General features: G+C 37.1%; 20 protein-coding genes. 4 read left to right on the forward strand and 16 right to left on the reverse strand.

Annotated features, from left to right (window positions below):
* Nucleotides 1–249 precede the first annotated feature (249 nt).
* From ACLIBG_RS07350 to ACLIBG_RS07365, 4 genes are all read left to right on the forward strand, one after another.
* Nucleotides 250–1,368 (forward strand): cysteine desulfurase family protein, encoded by a 1,119-nt coding sequence (locus tag ACLIBG_RS07350; protein WP_439312107.1) that lies wholly within the window; start codon nt 250–252, stop codon nt 1,366–1,368.
* A gap of 170 nt (nt 1,369–1,538) precedes the next feature.
* The gene (locus ACLIBG_RS07355) at nt 1,539–2,180 is read left to right on the forward strand and encodes a YczE/YyaS/YitT family protein (RefSeq protein ID WP_439312108.1); all 642 of its coding nucleotides are present in this window, start codon (nt 1,539–1,541) and stop codon (nt 2,178–2,180) included.
* 93 nt (nt 2,181–2,273) lie between these two features.
* Nucleotides 2,274–2,915 (forward strand): YczE/YyaS/YitT family protein, encoded by a 642-nt coding sequence (locus tag ACLIBG_RS07360; RefSeq protein WP_439312109.1) that lies wholly within the window; start codon nt 2,274–2,276, stop codon nt 2,913–2,915.
* Between the two features lie 234 nt (nt 2,916–3,149).
* The gene (locus ACLIBG_RS07365) at nt 3,150–3,353 is read left to right on the forward strand and encodes a DUF2188 domain-containing protein (protein ID WP_439312110.1); all 204 of its coding nucleotides are present in this window, start codon (nt 3,150–3,152) and stop codon (nt 3,351–3,353) included.
* Between the two features lie 103 nt (nt 3,354–3,456).
* Here the strand turns inward: ACLIBG_RS07365 and ric are convergent, their stop codons facing one another.
* The 16 genes from ric to ACLIBG_RS07445 all read right to left on the reverse strand — a co-directional run bounded on the left by ric (nt 3,457) and on the right by ACLIBG_RS07445 (nt 19,364).
* Nucleotides 3,457–4,149 carry an iron-sulfur cluster repair di-iron protein gene (gene ric, locus ACLIBG_RS07370; protein WP_439312111.1) on the reverse strand — a complete coding sequence of 231 codons (693 nt, stop codon included), beginning with the start codon at nt 4,147–4,149 and terminating at the stop codon, nt 3,457–3,459.
* A 297-nt stretch (nt 4,150–4,446) separates the two neighbouring features.
* Nucleotides 4,447–4,713, reverse strand: coding sequence for a hypothetical protein (locus ACLIBG_RS07375; protein WP_439312112.1), 267 nt, complete (start codon nt 4,711–4,713; stop codon nt 4,447–4,449).
* Nucleotides 4,703–5,011, reverse strand: coding sequence for a hypothetical protein (locus tag ACLIBG_RS07380; protein WP_439312113.1), 309 nt, complete (start codon nt 5,009–5,011; stop codon nt 4,703–4,705). The genes ACLIBG_RS07375 and ACLIBG_RS07380 overlap by 11 nt, the downstream gene beginning before the upstream one ends.
* Nucleotides 5,012–5,130: 119 nt before the next feature.
* A complete protein-coding gene (locus ACLIBG_RS07385) occupies nt 5,131–6,534 on the reverse strand; it encodes an MDR family MFS transporter (RefSeq protein ID WP_439312114.1) in 1,404 nt (467 codons plus the stop codon).
* Nucleotides 6,535–6,889: 355 nt separating this feature from the next.
* Nucleotides 6,890–7,708, reverse strand: a complete 819-nt coding sequence (locus tag ACLIBG_RS07390; RefSeq protein WP_439312115.1) for an SEC-C metal-binding domain-containing protein — start codon at nt 7,706–7,708, stop codon at nt 6,890–6,892.
* Nucleotides 7,709–7,994: 286 nt separating this feature from the next.
* Nucleotides 7,995–8,243, reverse strand: a complete 249-nt coding sequence (locus ACLIBG_RS07395; RefSeq protein ID WP_439312116.1) for a type II toxin-antitoxin system prevent-host-death family antitoxin — start codon at nt 8,241–8,243, stop codon at nt 7,995–7,997.
* Between the two features lie 112 nt (nt 8,244–8,355).
* The gene (locus ACLIBG_RS07400; protein WP_439312117.1) at nt 8,356–9,723 is read right to left on the reverse strand and encodes an amidase; all 1,368 of its coding nucleotides are present in this window, start codon (nt 9,721–9,723) and stop codon (nt 8,356–8,358) included.
* A gap of 75 nt (nt 9,724–9,798) precedes the next feature.
* Nucleotides 9,799–10,437, reverse strand: coding sequence for a DUF1989 domain-containing protein (locus ACLIBG_RS07405; protein WP_439312118.1), 639 nt, complete (start codon nt 10,435–10,437; stop codon nt 9,799–9,801).
* Between the two features lie 59 nt (nt 10,438–10,496).
* Entirely contained in the window at nt 10,497–11,870 is a 1,374-nt protein-coding gene (locus tag ACLIBG_RS07410) for a Na+/H+ antiporter NhaC family protein (RefSeq protein ID WP_439312119.1), read from the reverse strand.
* 32 nt (nt 11,871–11,902) lie between these two features.
* A complete protein-coding gene (gene speB, locus ACLIBG_RS07415; RefSeq protein WP_439312120.1) occupies nt 11,903–12,850 on the reverse strand; it encodes an agmatinase in 948 nt (315 codons plus the stop codon).
* A gap of 179 nt (nt 12,851–13,029) precedes the next feature.
* Entirely contained in the window at nt 13,030–14,448 is a 1,419-nt protein-coding gene (locus tag ACLIBG_RS07420) for a sigma-54 interaction domain-containing protein (RefSeq protein ID WP_439312121.1), read from the reverse strand.
* A gap of 241 nt (nt 14,449–14,689) precedes the next feature.
* On the reverse strand, nt 14,690–15,235 hold the full coding sequence (locus ACLIBG_RS07425) for a sigma-70 family RNA polymerase sigma factor (RefSeq protein WP_439312122.1): 546 nt from the start codon (nt 15,233–15,235) through the stop codon (nt 14,690–14,692).
* Nucleotides 15,236–15,670: 435 nt separating this feature from the next.
* A complete protein-coding gene (locus ACLIBG_RS07430) occupies nt 15,671–16,861 on the reverse strand; it encodes a DUF4317 domain-containing protein (RefSeq protein WP_439312123.1) in 1,191 nt (396 codons plus the stop codon).
* A 222-nt stretch (nt 16,862–17,083) separates the two neighbouring features.
* Complete coding sequence (locus ACLIBG_RS07435; protein WP_439312124.1) at nt 17,084–17,926, reverse strand: pyridoxamine kinase; 843 nt, start codon at nt 17,924–17,926, stop codon at nt 17,084–17,086.
* Between the two features lie 37 nt (nt 17,927–17,963).
* Entirely contained in the window at nt 17,964–18,509 is a 546-nt protein-coding gene (locus tag ACLIBG_RS07440; protein WP_439312125.1) for an ECF transporter S component, read from the reverse strand.
* Between the two features lie 312 nt (nt 18,510–18,821).
* On the reverse strand, nt 18,822–19,364 hold the full coding sequence (locus tag ACLIBG_RS07445) for an ECF transporter S component (protein WP_439312126.1): 543 nt from the start codon (nt 19,362–19,364) through the stop codon (nt 18,822–18,824).
* Nucleotides 19,365–19,409: the final 45 nt, after the last annotated feature.

Below are 19,409 nucleotides of genomic sequence, written 5' to 3' on the forward strand. Positions count from 1 at the left end.
GAGGCGGCGTAGTTTCGAGCATAAGGAAATCTTCCTTGAATCCGCATCACACGTAGGAAAAGTGTTCTTCTTTTCCAAGGAGCGGAATGTATGCATTTAGATACATGAGCACAAGTAATACTACCTTGAATTCACTTCGCACGAAGGAAAAGTACTTTTTTCCAAGGAGCGGAGAAACAAGCCAACGAAGAGATTCGCCGCTAATAATTTGGTGACTTTTTGAACAACCTCTTAAAGGAAGTGATTGAAGTGGATCAACAAATTTATCTGGACTATAATGCAAGTACGCCAATCGCACCGGAAGTCGTTCAATCTATGAAGCCTTTACTGGAGAATTATTACGGCAATCCATCCGCTATGCATTGGGCCGGAAAGCCGGTTAAAGAGGAACTACATAAAGCTAGAGCACAAGTAGCAAAATTAATTTCCAGCGCACCTGAAGAGGTAATTTTCACTAGTGGCGGCAGTGAATCGAACAACCTCGCTTTAAAAGGACTTTATTACCGAAACCAAGCAAAAGGCAACCATATCATTACTTCTAAAATTGATCACCCCGCTATCATAAACCCTTGCCGATTTTTGGAACAATTAGGAGCAAAGGTCACCTATGTGAATGTAGATCAGTACGGCAAAGTTTCAGCGGAAGACATCGAAAAAGCCATAACTGATGAAACTATCCTTATTACAATCATGCATTCTAATAATGAAGTAGGCACCTTACAGCCAATTAAAGAGATTGGGGAAATTGCTAACAAGTATGACATTGCTTTTCACACCGATGCTTCCCAGTCGATTGGAAAAGTGCCAGTGAATGTAGAAGATTTGAACGTTGATATGCTTACAATCGCCGGACATAAAGTGTATGCCCCTAAAGGCATCGGCGCCCTTTACATAAAAAAGGGAATTGGGCTGGAGCCACTCATCCACGGAGCAGGTCATGAGTTCGGATTAAGAGCGGGGACAGAAAACACCCTACTTGCAGCCGGTTTAGGCGCTGCTTGTGAATTATCTCAAAAACTATTAAAAACAAATAATATCCAAGAGCTAACGAATTATTTTTTGAGTCGACTAAACGATGCTTTCAGTGATCAAGTCGTATTGAATGGCCACCCTACAGACAGATTGCCCAACACATTAAATATCAATTTCATTAATAAAGTCGGGCAAGACATATTGGATCAAATGCCAGAACTAGCTGCATCAACGGGCTCTGCATGTCATTCCGGGAATGTTGAATTATCACCAGTTTTAAAAGAAATGAATGTGCCGGAGCATATTGGGATGGGTGCCATCCGCTTTAGTTTAGGAATGAATACGACAAAAGATGAGATTGATAAAGTGATAGCGAGGCTAAAGGAGATTGTCTGAAGGTTAACTGTTTATGAACAGCCCAAACTTGATTATCTTACGGAGCTTATGGATAAACTTTATCGTCCAAAAATTTTGATTTCAATTTGTAATCACTACTCGTTTAGTAGTAAAATAGGTTACATACGTATATTTTTATCACATGTCTAACAAATGAAAGAAGGATCGATATGATTTATTTGCGTTGGGGGTTGTATATACTCGGTCTTTTTGTATTTAGTTACGGTATATCCCTTACTATAACCGTTAAACATTTAGGTGTTGCTCCATGGGACGTTCTAAATGTCGGGCTGTACGAGAAATTCGGACTGTCCATAGGCACGTGGACGATCATCATCAGTATTCTTTTAATAGGCATATCCCTTATTCTCGATAAATCATATATAAAACTTGGAACATTCATCAATGCGTTTGCGGTTGGATCATTCGTTGATCTTTTTTTATGGCTTGATTTCTTTCCACCCACTACTCATTCATGGCCAGATGTTCTCACGATCCTGCTAGGTATCGTTTTAATGGGATTTGGAGGGGGCATCTACAATTCTGCCCATTTAGGAGCAGGTCCCCGGGATGGATTTATGCTATCCATTTCTGATAAATCAGGGATCTCCATTGGAAAAATTCGTATTATCACAGAAAGCAGTGTCGTTGTTCTTGGGTTATTGTTAGGCGGGCCTGTTTTTGTAATTACGTTTATTTTCACCTTTATTCAAAGTCCATTATTCCAGTTCTCTTATTTAAAAATTACAGAAATGGTCGATCAGTTAAATGAAAAAAATAAAGAAAAGAAACTGGCAAGACCGATGAGTTAAGTAAGAGACACGATTTGTATGCAGTAATATTTCAATTTGTTTTTTAGGAAAAACTTAAATTTTATTTTCGTTATATATGAAAGAAGGATATAAATGATCTATTTGCGTTGTGGTCTATATATGCTAGGGCTTTTGATTGCAAGTTACGGTATTTCCTTAACAATTAAAGTCCAACATTTGGGCTTAGCTCCATGGGATGTATTAAGTGTAGGTTTATATGAGAAACTCGGATTATCGATTGGAACTTGGACGATCATCATCGGTATTCTTTTAATAGGCGTATCCTTTATCCTTGATAAATCTTATATAAAGTTAGGTACGTTTGTTAATGCATTTACAGTTGGATCATTCGTAGACCTTTTTTTATGGATTGATATTTTCCCGCCGACGACACATTCATGGCCGGATATTTTTACGATCCTATTAGGAATTGTATTGTTGGGAATTGGAGGGGGCATCTACAACGCCGCCCATTTAGGGGCCGGACCAAGAGACGGATTTATGCTATCCATGTCTGATAAATCAGGTCTCTCTATCGGCAAAGTTCGTATCATTACGGAAAGCAGTGTCGTCCTTTTGGGGTTAATGTTAGGCGGACCTGTTTTTATTATTACGTTTATCTTCACCTTTATTCAGAGTCCGTTATTCCAGTTCTCTTATTTAAAAATTACTAGAATCGTTGATCATTTAAGTGAAAAAACCGAAGAAAAGAAACTCGCTAGGCCGATAGGTTGAAGTAGATTGTTTTGTTTACTTCGATACTCATACTTAATGAATATCTACAGGGGAATGTTAATACGTCTTCGAAAAAATGTTTATTCACCTCTACTTATCGGGAATTAAATTGTGTAGCGGTCTTCTGTTGTCTTCCGTATAAGTTAAATCAGTAAATTGCATACGAAAGTAGAATGATAGATGGTTGACAACGAACCACACATTACTATCCGATACAAGTGAGGAGAATATCTAATGAAAAACTACACAATTGAACCGAATAAAGATGCTTCAGCATGGTTTGTGAAAATTGAGGGCGTTGGTTTGTATGAACAACATGACAAATTGGATAAAGCCATTGAAGCTGGAGAACGTGTCGCTTCCGAAAACAAACCAAGCAGATTGCAAATTATGACAAAGGATAAAGAAGTGGAAGAAACACGAACGTTTAAAGACTAATCCTGACTCAGAAAATCATACCCAAAAGAAAAACGAAGCATGAGGATAATACTCACGCTTCGTTTTTCTTTCGTTCAACTATCCTTCGTAGGCAATAAATCTTCTAAAGCTGTTTAAACAACACATTATTTTCCAAATGAACATGCTGGAATGTATCGGTTTCTAGATCAGCCAACCGCGCGTAAGTGATCCGGTAGGAATTGCATGCTCCAGCGGGAGGTTGGAAGTCATTCGTAATTACTCGCATTCTTTTCAACAGATTCCCGGCAGCTTCATGCTCATCTTCAAGTCCGCCATTTGCATCAATAATTTCTTGCTTCAATGCTTCGCTCGGATTTTGTTCATATTCCTTGATCAACGGAAAGACATCATTTTCTTCCGTAACCATATGTTCTTCCATATCTATTTTAAACTCGTTATATATTCGGTGCAGTTCTTTTAAATGTGGATGATTTTTCCCATGCACACGGAAAATTTTCGTTACAAACTCACCTAGAGGACTCAATTCACTTTTCAAATACGCATGATGTTCCCCTACAATATGATCAATCAACTCGGAAGAAGGCATGGCATCCCAATCCGTCACCTCTTGATCTTCTTTCTGCCATTTTTGAAAAGCTGTATTCAAATCGGAAAGCACTGTTTCCGAATCATAATCCCCTTCACGAAAAACTTCTTTTAACGGGCGGTCTCCCCCACAGCAAAAATCAATGCGGCGCTCCTTGAATAAATCGCTCGCCTTCGGAAAAGTTTTGACAATTGATGCAGGTGTCTGATCAGCTGTAAAAGTAGCCATACGCATTTCCTCCCCTAATGTATTTGTCTCTATGATAACCGTTCTCAATGAATAACGCTGTGACGGGTATCACTTGTTTTAAAATAATTTTTTGATGGGGATATTCATCTATCTTAAGTGGATTATTTTAAATATGAGGAAGACATTACAATTGTTCAAACTCATGAAAATTGGCAGGGTTGAGTGGGAATTACAATTCAGGTAGATGAGGCAGTGGTTTTGGCGATTATCCATGTTAGAGAAGTTAAAGAGGATCGGTGTCATGTTCCCCATAAAACATTTGTAAGGTAAAACCTGTCAGGACAGAATAACAGGCATCAACGAGCACCTTTTTTTCTGCTTCAAGTACATCATAAACGATAATAACATTGTTAATATATATCCAGTAATAGCCGATTCAGGATCGTCTACAACATCATCAGCTTTTTCTCGCGGTTTAAAAAAAATACTTTTAGAATTACGGAATACTAATTTGGGATCAATTTTAAATGGTTTCATTTCGGCTAGCTTCACTCTTGCTTTTTGCCCCCAAACGACATCATAGTGTATTTCTTTATCTGTCACTGTTTATCTCATCCACTAATTTATTGAATTCCAATTCATCCCCACTATAATACGAAAAATCACTATCTCTATTTTCGCTAGCGTCTCTTAATTGCTCTAAGATAGCTTCATTCGTAAAAATGGCCTTTGTCATTCGCTTCTTTTGTTTTTCAGATAGCTCACTTATACCATATTCACCTTCCAACTCTGAAAGAAAAAGTTCAAATGTTTTATTTTCTGCTTTAAACGTATAGGTATTTTCATCTAATTGAAAAGCTTCAATCATTTTTCCATCATCACTCCTTACATATATCTTCATAATTAGCACCCCATTTCTTGTTATTCTAAGCAGTCTTCTAAACGATTCTTAAACTATATCATCATTGTAAATGATTAATCCTCTTAACACTATTGTTGAAGATGGGGAATTGTTTAATATTAAAATTTAGCACGTTGCCTATCCTTCTCTAAAAACAAAGAAAGCAGCAACCCTGTAATAGCAAAAATAAATGAGACGAAAAAGGCAATTTTCACCCCGGTCAAATAATCCACCGGCTGCATAATGTCCGTTCCCTCATCCACACTACTGATAAACGAAATAATAAACGTCAATCCAAGCGTCCCTCCGAATTGGCGAACAGTATTAATAACGGCCGTGCCATGAGGAATCAACGCATCAGGCAACGCATTAATACCGGCGGTCATGATTGGCATATGAATTAATGCAACACCGCCCATCGAAATCATAAATAAAACTACCGTAATAGCAAATGGCGTATTAAGACCAAGCATAAAATAAAAACCAAGCGTGCTCAAACTTAACAATACAAAACCGATAATCGCAATATTTTTCCCGCCGTATTTATCAAATAACCGTCCAGCTAAAAGGGACATAATAGCAAGCGTAAAAGCTCCAGGCATCACGATCATACCACTGTAAAAAGCTGAAAACTGTTGCGCATTTTGCACATACATCGGTAAAATTGTCTCAATAGCAATAAGTAAACTAAATGAAAGGATCGTAATAAATGCAACAAGAGCAAAAACAGGCACTTTAAGCACGCGGAGTTCTAAAATAGGAGTCGTTAACCGCAGCTGTCGAAGCACAAATAGGCCCAATGCCAAAGCCCCTGCAATCAAGCTGATAAGCGTGACTGAATTAGTCAACCCATTCTCCTGTAGTTTATTGAATCCATACAACATACCGCCGAAGCCAATCGTTGACAGTAAAATGGATAATGTATCAATATCCGTTTTTCGCTGCTCAGTTATATTACGCATATATAAAAAAACCAAGAGCAAAATAATAGCTGCAATCGGCAAGGTTAACAGAAACAAGGAACGCCAATCAAAATAACTAACTAAAACACCGGATATAGGCGGACCAATCGCGGGTGCAACGTTAATTACCATTCCGGCCAACCCCATCGCATACCCTCTTTTTCCTTTTGGATACATCAAAAACAGCAGCGTCTGCATTAACGGAATCATAATCCCTGAACCCATTCCCTGGATAACACGCCCCACTAACAAAATGGGAAAAGAAGGTGCAATCAACCCGACCAATGTCCCAATAAAAAACAAGAACATGGCGCTCATCATTAATGTCCTAGTCTTAAACGTATCAATGAGATACCCCGTTATCGGTATAAGAATGGCGATCGTTAACATAAAGCTAGTTGTTAACCATTGAACTTCCGTAGCATTAATTTCAAACTCAAGCATAATCTCTGGAAACGCAGTGATCAGCAAAAATTGCGTAAGAACAGAAAGAAAAGATGCCGACAATGTTATCGCTACTATTAACCGTCTATGAAAACGAGTTAGATCCGTTGCCGCCATCTTCACCTGCCCCCTTTGTACGAATATTTACAAGCATTGTTTAACAATTTGAATTCGCTCTTTCATTGGCAAACTGTACTGCTCCAGATAAAATTATTTGAAATTTTATTGTGCAAGACACGATCCGTTTCCACAATGTTCCTTCTATTATACATGATTAAAATCACTTTAAAAATTAAGCTACAATTACCTGTCGCGCTTTTTGAGGTTGATTGCAATTTCCCGCTGGTCGCTCACTGTTTCAGGCTTTATTTTTAAATGGTCAAGCAATTTCTTCGTACCGTGAATGTTCATGATGAAACCCTCCTTTGTTTGTTCAAAAAACAAGGATTGTGACATGCAGCAGGAACCCCTATTACCTCCCGCAACATTTCTTATATTTCTTACCACTTCCACATGGGCATGGATCATTACGACCAGTTTTCTGACGCTTCACAGGCATGCTTTTAGAGGACTGTTCAATCATTTCATTCAGAGCTTGGATATTCTCTAAATTCTTTTTTTGTTTTTCATTTTTTATAACTTCAATTTCACGCTCAGCATCAGCCGCTTTTTGATCCATACCCATATTCGTATATAAATCCGTCAACCGTTCAAGCACGTCCTCCTTATCTATCAAACCAGATATATTTAACCCTGTTTCAAGAATGGACATTGCCTTTTCATAGTCCTGAAAGTTCTTGCGGCTGGAAGGTAAACCGTATTGATCAGACCAGTTAATCCAACCCCACGCATCCTCTGGGTACTGATGAACGTATTTTTTAAAAAGTCGCTCACCTTTTTCAACATCCCCAAGCTTGAAATACGACTCTGCAATCGCACGTCTTCTCCCAAGATTATTATGTTCATCCTTTTCTTTAGACATGGCTATATATTCACGGCAGAAATCGATTTGCACGTGTGAGTAAGTTCTATCATCAATTGATGCATTATACAATTCTGTTTCAAAATCAGTCGACCAATTGTATATGCTTTGCTGTCCATGAAATACTTCATCCATCGTTTCGATATTAGGAATTTCATAGGTTTTCATAATCTCTTTTATTCTTCCCCATAATTTTATCCATATTTCAGACGCAGCTATCGAATTGTTTTTCATTGATTCGGTATAACCTTCTTGCATAAGGTTGTCCAGTTCTACCTGAAGATCATCCGTTAAAGCGAGATTACTCAAGACATTCACCCTTTCGAATTGTATTTAAAGAGCCGTAAGGGAAATCGCTTTCATTTCCACTGCAGAAAATCATTCAAAATTACTTTAAAAAATGATCATTTCTCTTATCGTACTATGAAATGGTCGCATTCGTATACATAAATATATTTTGGCGTTGTTTGAATTTATAGGATGATGATTACACATTGTTTGTTATTTAACATAAAAAAACACTCTATTGCAGAGTGCGAGCTTAGAATCAATCTTGTATAGCAATGGGATTAATTCTTAATTTATCCATAAAACATTAGACTCCCAAATCTTTTTTAACTTGTTCTTCAGATAACCATTCATCTTCAGTTTTCATCGTTTTTTCAGCTTCCATAAGCTCGGAAAGCAGCTTGATCGTGGCTTGACTTTTTTCATACTCTTCAATGTCTAATATAGCAAATTTACCACGACCATTTTTTGTTAAAAAAACCGGATCTCCTACAGTAATATCCTTTAAAACATCATTATAATGTTTTAAATCGGAAATAGGTTTAATATTTGTCATAACACCAACTCCTTCGCTGAACTTATTACACCATTATTGTTCTTAAAATTATACTTTGAATTCCACAGCACACGTTAAGTAAAGGCATGTTTCATATATTTTTTATTCTTGCTCACAATTTACTAATATCATCCTCTAGCTCTTTCATAATCCAATTCCCAACAGCTATTAATTGGTTTTCACTGTACATATTACCTACAATTTGTAATCCGATTGATAAACCATCCGTATTATACCCGACCGGAACGCTTAATGCAGGTAATCCGCTAACATTAAAAGGGCCTGTATAACGAGACATAGTACTCAAAATATCTTCTTCTTGTTCTCCCCAATTTATTTTTCCAGCAGTAAGCTTTGGGGTGGTTATTGGAAGGGTGGGCGTAAGAAGAATATCAATATCATCAAATACTTGCTGAAAATTTTTGTTCATTTTTTGCCGAATTTTTAATGCTTCATTGTATTGTTTATTTGAAATCGTTAATCCATGTTTAAAATACTCGTAATTCTCTACTTCATATTTGTCTTTATTTTCTTCCAATTTAAATTGATGAAAGAAAGCACCTTCTGTCCCAATAATCTTTTCTTGGGCATTTATTGCGCTTTCAATATTTGGAATTGTTACCTGTTTTACATTCGCACCTTGGTTGATAAATATCTCAATAACTTCCCTAATTTTCTTTTCAACTGTTACATCCAGTAATTCAAAAAAATAGTTTTCTGGTACTCCAATAGTTAATTGACTAAGATCCACTTCTTTATCTAGATAAGTTGGTTTTGACCCTGCCACGAGTGATTGGAAAATGATAGATAAATCAACGCAATTTCTTGCTAAAACACCTGCATGATCTAAGGACCATGATAATGGAGTCACACCAGCAGTTGGAATAAGATTGTAGGTTGGTTTTAATCCAACAACTCCACAGCAAGCTGCCGGTATACGAATAGAACCAGATGTATCTGTTCCGATCGCACCATAGGATAAGTTTGAAGCAACCGCGACGGCACTTCCCCCACTTGAACCACCAACACTATAATCTGCATTTAATGGGTTTTTAATTGTACCATAATGTTTATTTTTACCTACTACATTATTTGCATATTCATCAAGATTGGTTTTACCAACGATGACGGCACCTTGATACCGAAGCTGTTGCACTAATAAAGCATCATTTTGACTAATATTATGATTACTAATAATGGACCCATTCGTACATCTTGTATTTTTTACAGAAATATTATCTTTCATAGCTAATGGAACACCATGTAAAGGCCCTTTGTAATTTCCACTCACTATTTCTTTCTCAGCAGCTTTTGCATCTTCAACTGCTATTTCGTTGCATATACTTATAAAAGCATTGTTTCCGGGGTTCTCTTCTTCAATTTTATTTAAAATTCGAGTTGTAATTTCAACTGGTGAAACTTCTTTTTTTCTAATTAATGAGGCGATGTGCGAGAGACTTAAGTCATTAATATTTTCCAATTACTTTTTCCTCCATCCCATTATCATGCAAAATAAATCGTGCAAAATATGCACGATTTATTTATGATAAGTAGTCTAATCAACCTTTACTTTTACCGGTGTAGGCGCCCCACCATTAAATCCATCAATATCAAATGGACAGACGGATATAGCACATAATGCATCCATTTCAAATTGTAACGTGATATAGTCTCCGGCTTTAGAAGGAGGATCATTTTGAAACCACGTACCGTCTGAACGTATTTGGGTGTTTTGAAATATGTTAAATGGATCAGGTCGTTGCCAGGCTTCAATTCCATAAGGCTCTAAAACATCTACAAAGTTTTGGTGACACGAACGATGCCCTGGCATACCAACTTCTTCATAGTAGTAAGGATCACAAGCAGCAATTAGCAAATCATGAACTTCAACTGTATCTTCAATAATGTTGGCCATTGGATTTCTTAAATTCGTCAAAAGTACATCATTTTTTCCTAAATAAAATTGTTGTTTAAGATTTGTCCGTGTTTGTGTAACGGATAAAAATTCTTTGTAATTATTGGCTGAAAACGCAATAAAGTCAATAACCTGCTGGCCTTCTATATCTGTAACCGTAACTGTTTGATCTTTTTTCACCTGAAAAGCCTTTCCTTCTCCACCATCGACAATAAACTCTTGTTTCAACGATTCATTATTGTCTTTCACTTTTTCACCATCCTGTAAAAGTAGTTCCATTACGACAAAAGTTCCTATCCGTTGTCACGCCTTTTACTTTATCAACCTCTACCCACTATTTATACGATTAAGCCAAGTCCCAGGAAAATAAAGAAAGAAATGATTAACCCTGCTAAAGCATATGGGAGTGAAACTTTAATTTGTTGCATATTATTTACCTGAGTCGACGCACTTGTTAACGTTACAGCATCACCAAAGAAACATACTTGACTTCCGAATACTCCACCGGACACCATTGCACCTAATACTAAAGATGTATTCACATCACTCAATTGTGCAAGCGGAAGGATAATTGGTAAAACGATCCCCATCGTTCCCCAGTAGTTACCAGTAGTAAAGCCTAAAAATGCAACAACTAATAATGTAATCCCTGGCAATAATAAAGGCGTAATAATTGGTTCCACAGAATGTATCACATATTCAATTGTTCCTAAATTTTCATTGACTCGTACTAATAAAAATATAGCAACAATAAGTACGATTAATTCCACCATATCTTGAATCCCTTTTACGCTTGTATCAAATAACTCTGAGTAAGTCATCGTCCCATTTACTCGATATAATATAAAGCATGTAGCTATTGCAATAATTACTCCAATAATTAAATCCATATCAAAAATAATCGTACCCGCAACTAAAGCAATGATAGGAAGAATAAAGTTAATTAATCTTGGTTTTTTTGCGCTCGCATCAGTTTCTTTCGATTCGTCATCCATATCGTGAGCATCGTCAGATCCCTCAGGGAATAAATTACCCTTTTCAGCCCTTTTTGTCGCTTCTTTCACATACTGTGTCATCGGTACTTTATTATAAATGAATAATAGGACAATAATTAATGAGACGATGGGATAAATCATAAAAGGTATACTTGAAACATACGTTGTAAATCCATCTGTCTTCAAGAGTTCACTTGACCCATACAGTCCCATTAAAAATACAGCCCAGCTTGAAAAAGGAATAAGTACAGACACCGGAGTTCCCGTCGCATTGGTGACGTATGCCAATACTTCTCTTGGCACTTTAAACTTATCCGTTAAATTCCGCATCGTTCCGCCAATTAATAACGCATTCATATATTCGTCCATAAAAATAATGATCCCAAAGATGTACGTAGCAAATAAACTATTCTCTTTACTTTTCACATATTTTATAGCTAATTCTCGGAATGCTGTACCAGAATTCGAATTACCAAACATAGCAATCAATATTCCAAACAGAGCCGGAATTACCATTGTCCAAACAACGTCAGGATCACTCATGGTAGCTAATAAGTCTCCAACCCAGTTTTGGAAAAAGGAAAAGCCATAAAGTAAAACAGCTCCTACTACTGTACCTAAAATCAATGGCTCAATAACCTTTTTCGTAATGATAGCAGAAATCACGACAACTGCTATAGGTAGTAAAGATAGAATACCATAGGTTCCCTCTACCACAAATATCCCTCCTTTTTAATTGACTTTCTTTGTTATTTGCTGCTGCTTCTCTTCTTCAAAGCCACCAAACTGATCATTTCAAAAATAACGGCAGAAGCTGCAACGGCTGTAATTTCACCATTATCATAGGTAGGTAGAACTTCAACTAAATCAAAACCTTTAATATTAAGTCCATCCAATCCTCTTACAAATTCCAGCGCTTCGTGGCTTGTTGGTCCACCAACTTCTGGAGTACCTGTCCCAGGTGCATAAGCCGGGTCGAGGAAATCTATATCATAAGTGACAAACACCGGTCTATCTTTCGCTCGCGCATGAATTCGTTCCATTACTTTGTCGTACCCAATTTCTCTTACTTCTTTCATTGGAATTACTTCATAGCCTAAGTCTCTGGCATCTTCAATATCTTCCGGACCGTACAATGGGCCGCGCATGCCTACTTGAATGGAATGTTCGGTATCGATCAATCCTTCTTCCACTGCTCGGCGAAAAGGAGTACCATGCATATACTTTTCTCCAAAATAGTTATCCCACGTATCCCCGTGTGAATCAAAATGTACTAAAGATATCGGACCGTATTGCTTTGCGAACGCTCGCAAAGATCCGAGTGTTATTGAATGATCCCCGCCAATCAAAATTGGTGTAATTTCTTTTTCTAAGATTGGCTGCAATCCTGCTTCCATATTGGCATACGTTTGATGTATATTTCCTGGTATAACATCAATATCCCCGTAATCGACGCCGGAACAATATTCAAAAATATTAATATCCTGATCCGGATTATATGGCCGCAACAGAACAGAAAAATCGCGAACATGTTGTGGACCGTAACGCTGTCCTGTCCGATTGGAGGCTGCGGTGTCAAAAGGTACACCAAGAACAACAAAATCTACATCCTCAGTAGTTCTCACATGCTCCAATCTCATAAAGGTACGTGGACCTGTAAATCGTGGTGACTTCGATGAATCTTTAGGTTGATACACGTAAAAAATCCCCTTTCAATTTATATAATTGCTTTCTATCTCGTATTTTTACCTTGCACTAGTTATATATGCAATTTGCATGCCAACTTTTATTTACGTATACAAGCGATTTTTGCGTTTTTCTGTAATTCATAATTGAATTAAAACAGGAAACTTGAATCACCCATGAATTAATTGATTCATTTTGAATTAATATTGTATTTTTTTAACCTTCGTACAACAGTTGCTTGACTTACACCTAAGTAATCAGCCATTTCATATGTTGTTTTATACTGACGATAAGCTCTCGTTAACCATGCTCTTTCTACTTCTTCCAACGATTCTTGTAATGTTAATCCTTTTTGTTCAAATGTATTTAACGATTGATCATCGTTAAACCGCGCTAGATCTTGCCCCCTCCCATATTCGTTAACAAAAGGTAAGTTTGAAGGGTAAATCATATTTGTATCCGATGTTACAACGAGACGTTCAACTAAATTTTCAAGTTCGCGTACATTTCCCGGCCATTTATATTGTTGAATAGCATCTAATGTTGCCGGGTAAAAGGTTTTCTCCATATTATATTTTTCATTTACTATTTCCAAAAAGTACAATGCTAGTTGATAAATATCTTCTTTTCGCTCACGTAAAGGTGGTATATGAATGGGGACAACGTTTAAGCGATAAAAGAGGTCTTCCCGGAATTTTCCCTCTTGAACCAATGCAGATAAATCTTGGTTGGTGGCAGTAACAATACGGAAGTCGACATCAATGGATTTTGATCCACCAACTCTCGTCACTTTTTTCTCCTCAAGCACTTTCAATAGCTTTACCTGTTGCGCTATTGGAATTTCTGCAATTTCATCTAAAAAAAGCGTTCCTTGATCGGCGAGCTCTATTAAGCCGACCCTCCCCTTTGGACTGGCGCCGGTGAACGCTCCAGGTTCATACCCAAATACTTCTGATTCAAATAAATTATCCGGAATTGCCCCACAATTAACTTCAATAAATGCTTCTTGCCATCGGTCACTATGGTTATGCAATGCACGCGCAAACATACTTTTTCCGACACCGGATTCCCCGAGCAGCACGGTGCTTGCATCTGATTTTGCCATCCGGTAGACAAGGTCCCATACCTTTTTGATTGCCTCGCTTTTTACGATAATACCCTCAACCTTCGTTTCCTTCACTCTAAGCTCCTCAATCTCAGTCTCATACCGTGCCATTTTTGTGTTTAAGTGTTCGTAGTCTTCTTTTAATTGTTGGATTTCCGTTAAATCATGCGAGAAACTAATGATTCGAATCATATGTCTGTCCTTATCGAAAATTGGAATCCCCGTAGCCATAACTACTTTGCCATTGATCGTTTTTTGCATAACTTGTACTTCCTTTTGATCTTTTAACACTTCCACAGTAACGGAAGGGCTAAAAATGTTTTCTTCTTGAAGCTGAAAAACCGATTTCCCTATTAAATAAGAAGAATCAATTCCATATATCGAAGCACAATTCGGGCTTGTACGAAGAACAGTTCCACTTCCATCCGTAATTACAACGTTGTCATTCGAATATTTAATGATGCTATCTAATTCAGCTTCCAAAAATTCCTTCTGATTTCCCATTAGCACACCCCTCATTTACTGACTCTTTCGACCATTTTTCCTATTATATAATTTCATATTATCATAGACAATGTAAAATTATGGATCGCTTCTTGCTATGGTTCTCATATAAAAGTCAAAAGCTTTAACGGCTTCCTCAAAATTCGGGCATTTTCTCCATTCTTCGGATAGTAAATGCCCGGTGCGTAACTTTTGTCGTATTTACCCAGGTAGAAGGCACATTCACCCACACGCCACCCCATCACACTTCCATCTTTACCTTTCGCAGTTTTTTTCTCGCTTGTTTGCCCCAGCTTTTTACCGCTTCCACGGATACCCCTTCCTGCTCGGCAATATCCTTTATAGGAATATTTTCAACGATGAAATAATAAACCCACTTCCATTGGTTTTTTGTTAACCTATTTTTTACTTGCTGCCAAAAATGAGTGTCGGTAACCGGGATATCTGTCTGATCATGAATGAGGGCGGTTGTTTCTCGTTTGCGGGTACGATTGCCAAGGTCTATCTTTTGACTTTCCTCCTTGACAACAGCTTCTTTTGCATCTTGTTCCCGTTTCTTTTTACGGAGCAAATCAATCATTCGATTGCGAATCGTATAGTTGAAGTATGTGGCAAGCGGTCCTTTATCCGGTCGGTACGTTTCGTATGCATTCCACATCGCAACCAAACCTTCCTGATAAAATTCTTTGTGCGGATCTTTCACATCTAACTTGTGAATATAGAAATAAATTCTACGTTCATTTTGTTTTACAATCTCTTCAAAATCCATTTTTTTATAACCCACCATTCCCATCCTCCCCTATAAAAAAGCTAGCTTTTTTATATAATGTATTTACTATTACTATCGTTGCCATTCCCAATTAGGGGGCATTTAGATCTAATATATTCAAAACTTTCATATAAATCAATCCATTTTAAGACAAATTCCGCTTTCGTTCGATCTATTATTCATTATAGAGCACTTGTTCCTATACGTAAAGAAAAGAAATAACAATTATCAGACCCATGAAAAAACCGGCACCCGGAAGCAACTGCATTCCGAAAGTACCGGCAATTTTGTATGTAAGTTTTTGTTTAGGTAGGACTAATGAAAGTTTAATTTAATGCAACGCTAGCCGTAGATTCAGACTCAACAGATATTGGCTAGAAGTAGAAGATAAGAACAAAGTGTCATTATCTCATCGAGTGTACTAATTTCAAGCATTATCTCTCTATTTTTAAATTATTTTCCATTCTCTTCCGCTTTTTTAAATAAAGCTTCTGGGATCATTTCAAAGCCTTCAATCACCGTATTTTCCTCTACTTCAAGCACGAGGCATAGTTTCCCATCAACGTGGACTTGTCGTACATATCTTAAATCTTGCGGACTAATTTTAATATCCGCGACCTTTGTTTGTATTTTAATAGACTTAGACGTATGCTTTGGTACGATGCTGCTCGCTTTTAGCTCGTATTTTTCATCATCAATCACTGTCTTGAAAGCCTCTTCTACCTTTTCCGTATTGACATCTTCTACTCCACTGCTTTTTAAAACCTGTTCTACATCTTTATAGTCTAATTTCGGTATCTCTTCTTCTTCATTCTCTTCTATAACACGATGAATTTCTTCGTATACATTCGAAAGTGTGGAAGTATTCATTTGGTCGTTTGCAACTTTTTTTACAATCTCCTCAAAAACCACTTTATCCTCTTGGGCAGTCATAGTTTCTTCCGCATTTAATACTTCTTCTATGAAATGATAATCTAGTTCATATGCTTTTCCTGCCGAATATAGAACGTGGTTGACATCAGCTGCATTATCCGTAAAGCAAGGGAATAGAAAACCCGATATTGGATTCGTCAAATTAATAATTGGATCAACAGCAAAATTATATTTAAACTCTTTTTCCACATAGTCGAACAGCAATTCTTTTTTCGGATCTTGCGTTTTATTTATACTACATAGAATAAAAGAATGGGAATAAACCGTATCACGACCACTTTCTTCCGACTCTTCATTGCGACGCTTCATCGGTTTCATATATTCTCCACGAATAAAAGTCACGACAATATCCATTTCATATTGTTTATCTTTCAACATTTTTTCTACAATGCGAAGCATATGGCCCTTCCACTCTTCTGTATCATTACTTAGAAGACCTTGGTGAAGAATTAGCTGGCTGGAATCCTCTATATCACGTTGGAACTTTAATTCAAACAGCTTTTCGTCCAACTGACCGGATAATACCTTTTTAAAATTATTTATAAATAACTCCTTCTGTTCCTCTTCTACCAATTCAAATGGTACACTTTGGTGATGGTAAATATCACTCGATTCTTTCATAATGTAAACATTAAAGATTTCATGAAATTGTAATAGATCATTATTTACTTTAAATTGTTTACGAATATTTGCGATGTCTTTTTTGTTCAAGCTCGTTTCACTCCTAAGTTGATTTCAGGATGTATTCTTCCTAAATACATTCTTTCATTTTATCATGATAGTCAAGAATAGAAACCAAAAGATAAAGAAAAGCGCAAGCGCCCTGGTCAGCCCCGCCAAGCTAGACAGCTATGCACAAAATTTTAGCTTTCTGACCTGTTAAGAAAACCTATAAAAGTAAACGGGACAAGGAGCTTGTCTCCATGTCCCGCATTATAGCAACATTCCTAAATATTTCTCGAAGTTGACTCCTTCTATTTTTGGTGTTTGCTCTAAGGAGGAATCATGAATGGACTTGGTTAGAAAGGCTGTAGCAAGTTCTACATACTTTTCTAGATCCTCCCCACGCATCATGCCTCCCATTATGACAGAGGCAAATAAATCACCGGTACCAGAATAACTTTCACCATTATATGGTACCGCACTGTAAGCGGATTTACGCTCATCTATGTACATATTTCCGATAAACTTTTTATCCGAATTTGATGGATTCACCCCAGTAATGATTACTTTTGCACCTGTTTGTTGTTGCAGGAGTTCCCCGGACTCTTGAATCGCTTTTAGATAGTCCTGTTCGATTGTATAACTATTTAGCTTTTCATAAGACAATCCGCTTAGCAAACAGCATTCTGTAACATTCGGCGTAATCACAGCCGCACGCTTAACAAGTCCTCTCATTCGTTCAAGCAATTCATTCGTATAAAGTTTATAGACTACCCCATTATCCCCCATTACTGGATCGACAAGTAAATGTGTTCCTTTTGTATGAAATTGATCTAAGAAATGGAAAATATTATCAATTTGCTCTTTGCCAGTAACAAAACCAGTATGGATTCCATCAAAGCTTATATCTAGCTTCTTCCATTCGTCTATGAAATAACTCATTTTAGAAGTAAGGTCTTCACAATAAAAACTTGGATAATCCGTTTGTGCAGTTAGCACTGCTGTTGGAAAAGGACATGGCTGTATACCCATTACTGAAAGAACGGGAATCGCAGCGGTTAATGAACATTTTCCAAAAGATGATAAATCTTGGATGACTGAAACTTTTTTCATCGTAATCCTCCTAATCCCTAACTAGCTATAACTACTTTTACTTATAATTAAAATAAGGAGTCTTTTTTAAGGCAACGCAAATTGGAAGGGCAATGATAACCCCTAATACATTTTGAACAATATCCCCAGGTATTGAAAGCAAAGGAGTAATCCAATTCCCATAAATAATTCCTTCCCCGATGAAATAAATACCTATCATAGGTGGCATGGATATGATGGTTGCCAATAAATTGAAAGCAATACTTTTACCTTTGCGATCCCTTGACCAAGCTATTTTACCAACGATGTAACCTTGTACAGCACGCGATACAAAAGTGATCGGTGCCCACAATAACCATCCCCCAATGATATCAAAAATCGCCATACCTAGTGCACCAGCAAGTGCCCCTTTTTTAGGTCCAAATAAAATAGAGGCAGTAAAAAGCATAGCTGTTCCTAAATGAACTAACCCTCCATTTGAAGCAATTGGCAGTCTAATATTCAAAAAAGCGGTAGAAACGAAAACAAGCGCAATTAACATCGATGTTAAAATTAAATCAAACGTTTTTTGATGTGTCTTTGAATAACTATGTGTATTTTCCATATTTGTATACCTACCTTATTATGAACTTTTTCTCATTTTAGCAAAATTCTGGTCCATGCAAAAGTGTCAATTTACCACTAAGTAATGGGGTCAGAAAAAAGCGTGGGACTGACGTAGCTAATTCAAGCACTAAATCTCTGCTTTCCCTATAAAAGATCATTTTCATTTAGAAAAGCTCAAGCGCCCTGGTAAGCCCCGACAAGCTTAAGCAAGAAATCGTAGTGGTAGATTTTGCCACGAAGAATTATTGCTTAAGACCTCGAGGGGCTGGGCGCTTAAACTAGACAGCTATACGAATATTTTTATGCTTTCTTATTTCATAAAATAAGGAGTCTTTTTTAAGGCAACGCAAATTGGGAGTGCAATGATAACCCCTAATACATTTTGAACAATATCCCCAGGTATTGAAAGCAAAGGTGTAATCCAATTCCCATAAATAATTCCTTCCCCGATGAAATAAATACCTATCATAGGTGGCATGGATATGATGGTTGCCAATAAATTGAAAGCAATACTTTTACCTTTGCGATCCCTTGACCAAGCTATTTTACCAACGATGTAACCTTGTACAGCACGCGATACAAAAGTGATCGGTGCCCACAATAACCATCCCCCAATGATATCAAAAATCGCCATACCTAGTGCACCAGCAAGTGCCCCTTTTTTAGGTCCAAATAAAATAGAGGCAGTAAAAAGCATAGCTGTTCCTAAATGAACTAACCCTCCATTTGAAGCAATTGGCAGTCTAATATTCAAAAAAGCGGTAGAAACGAAAACAAGCGCAATTAACATCGATGTTAAAATTAAATCAAACGTTTTTTGATGTGTCTTTGAATAACTATGTGTATTTTCCATATTTGTATACCTACCTTATTATGAACTTTTTCTCATTTTAGCAAA

This window comes from Virgibacillus sp. W0181, from assembly GCF_051846915.1.
GTDB lineage: Bacteria > Bacillota > Bacilli > Bacillales > Amphibacillaceae > JBPYCR01.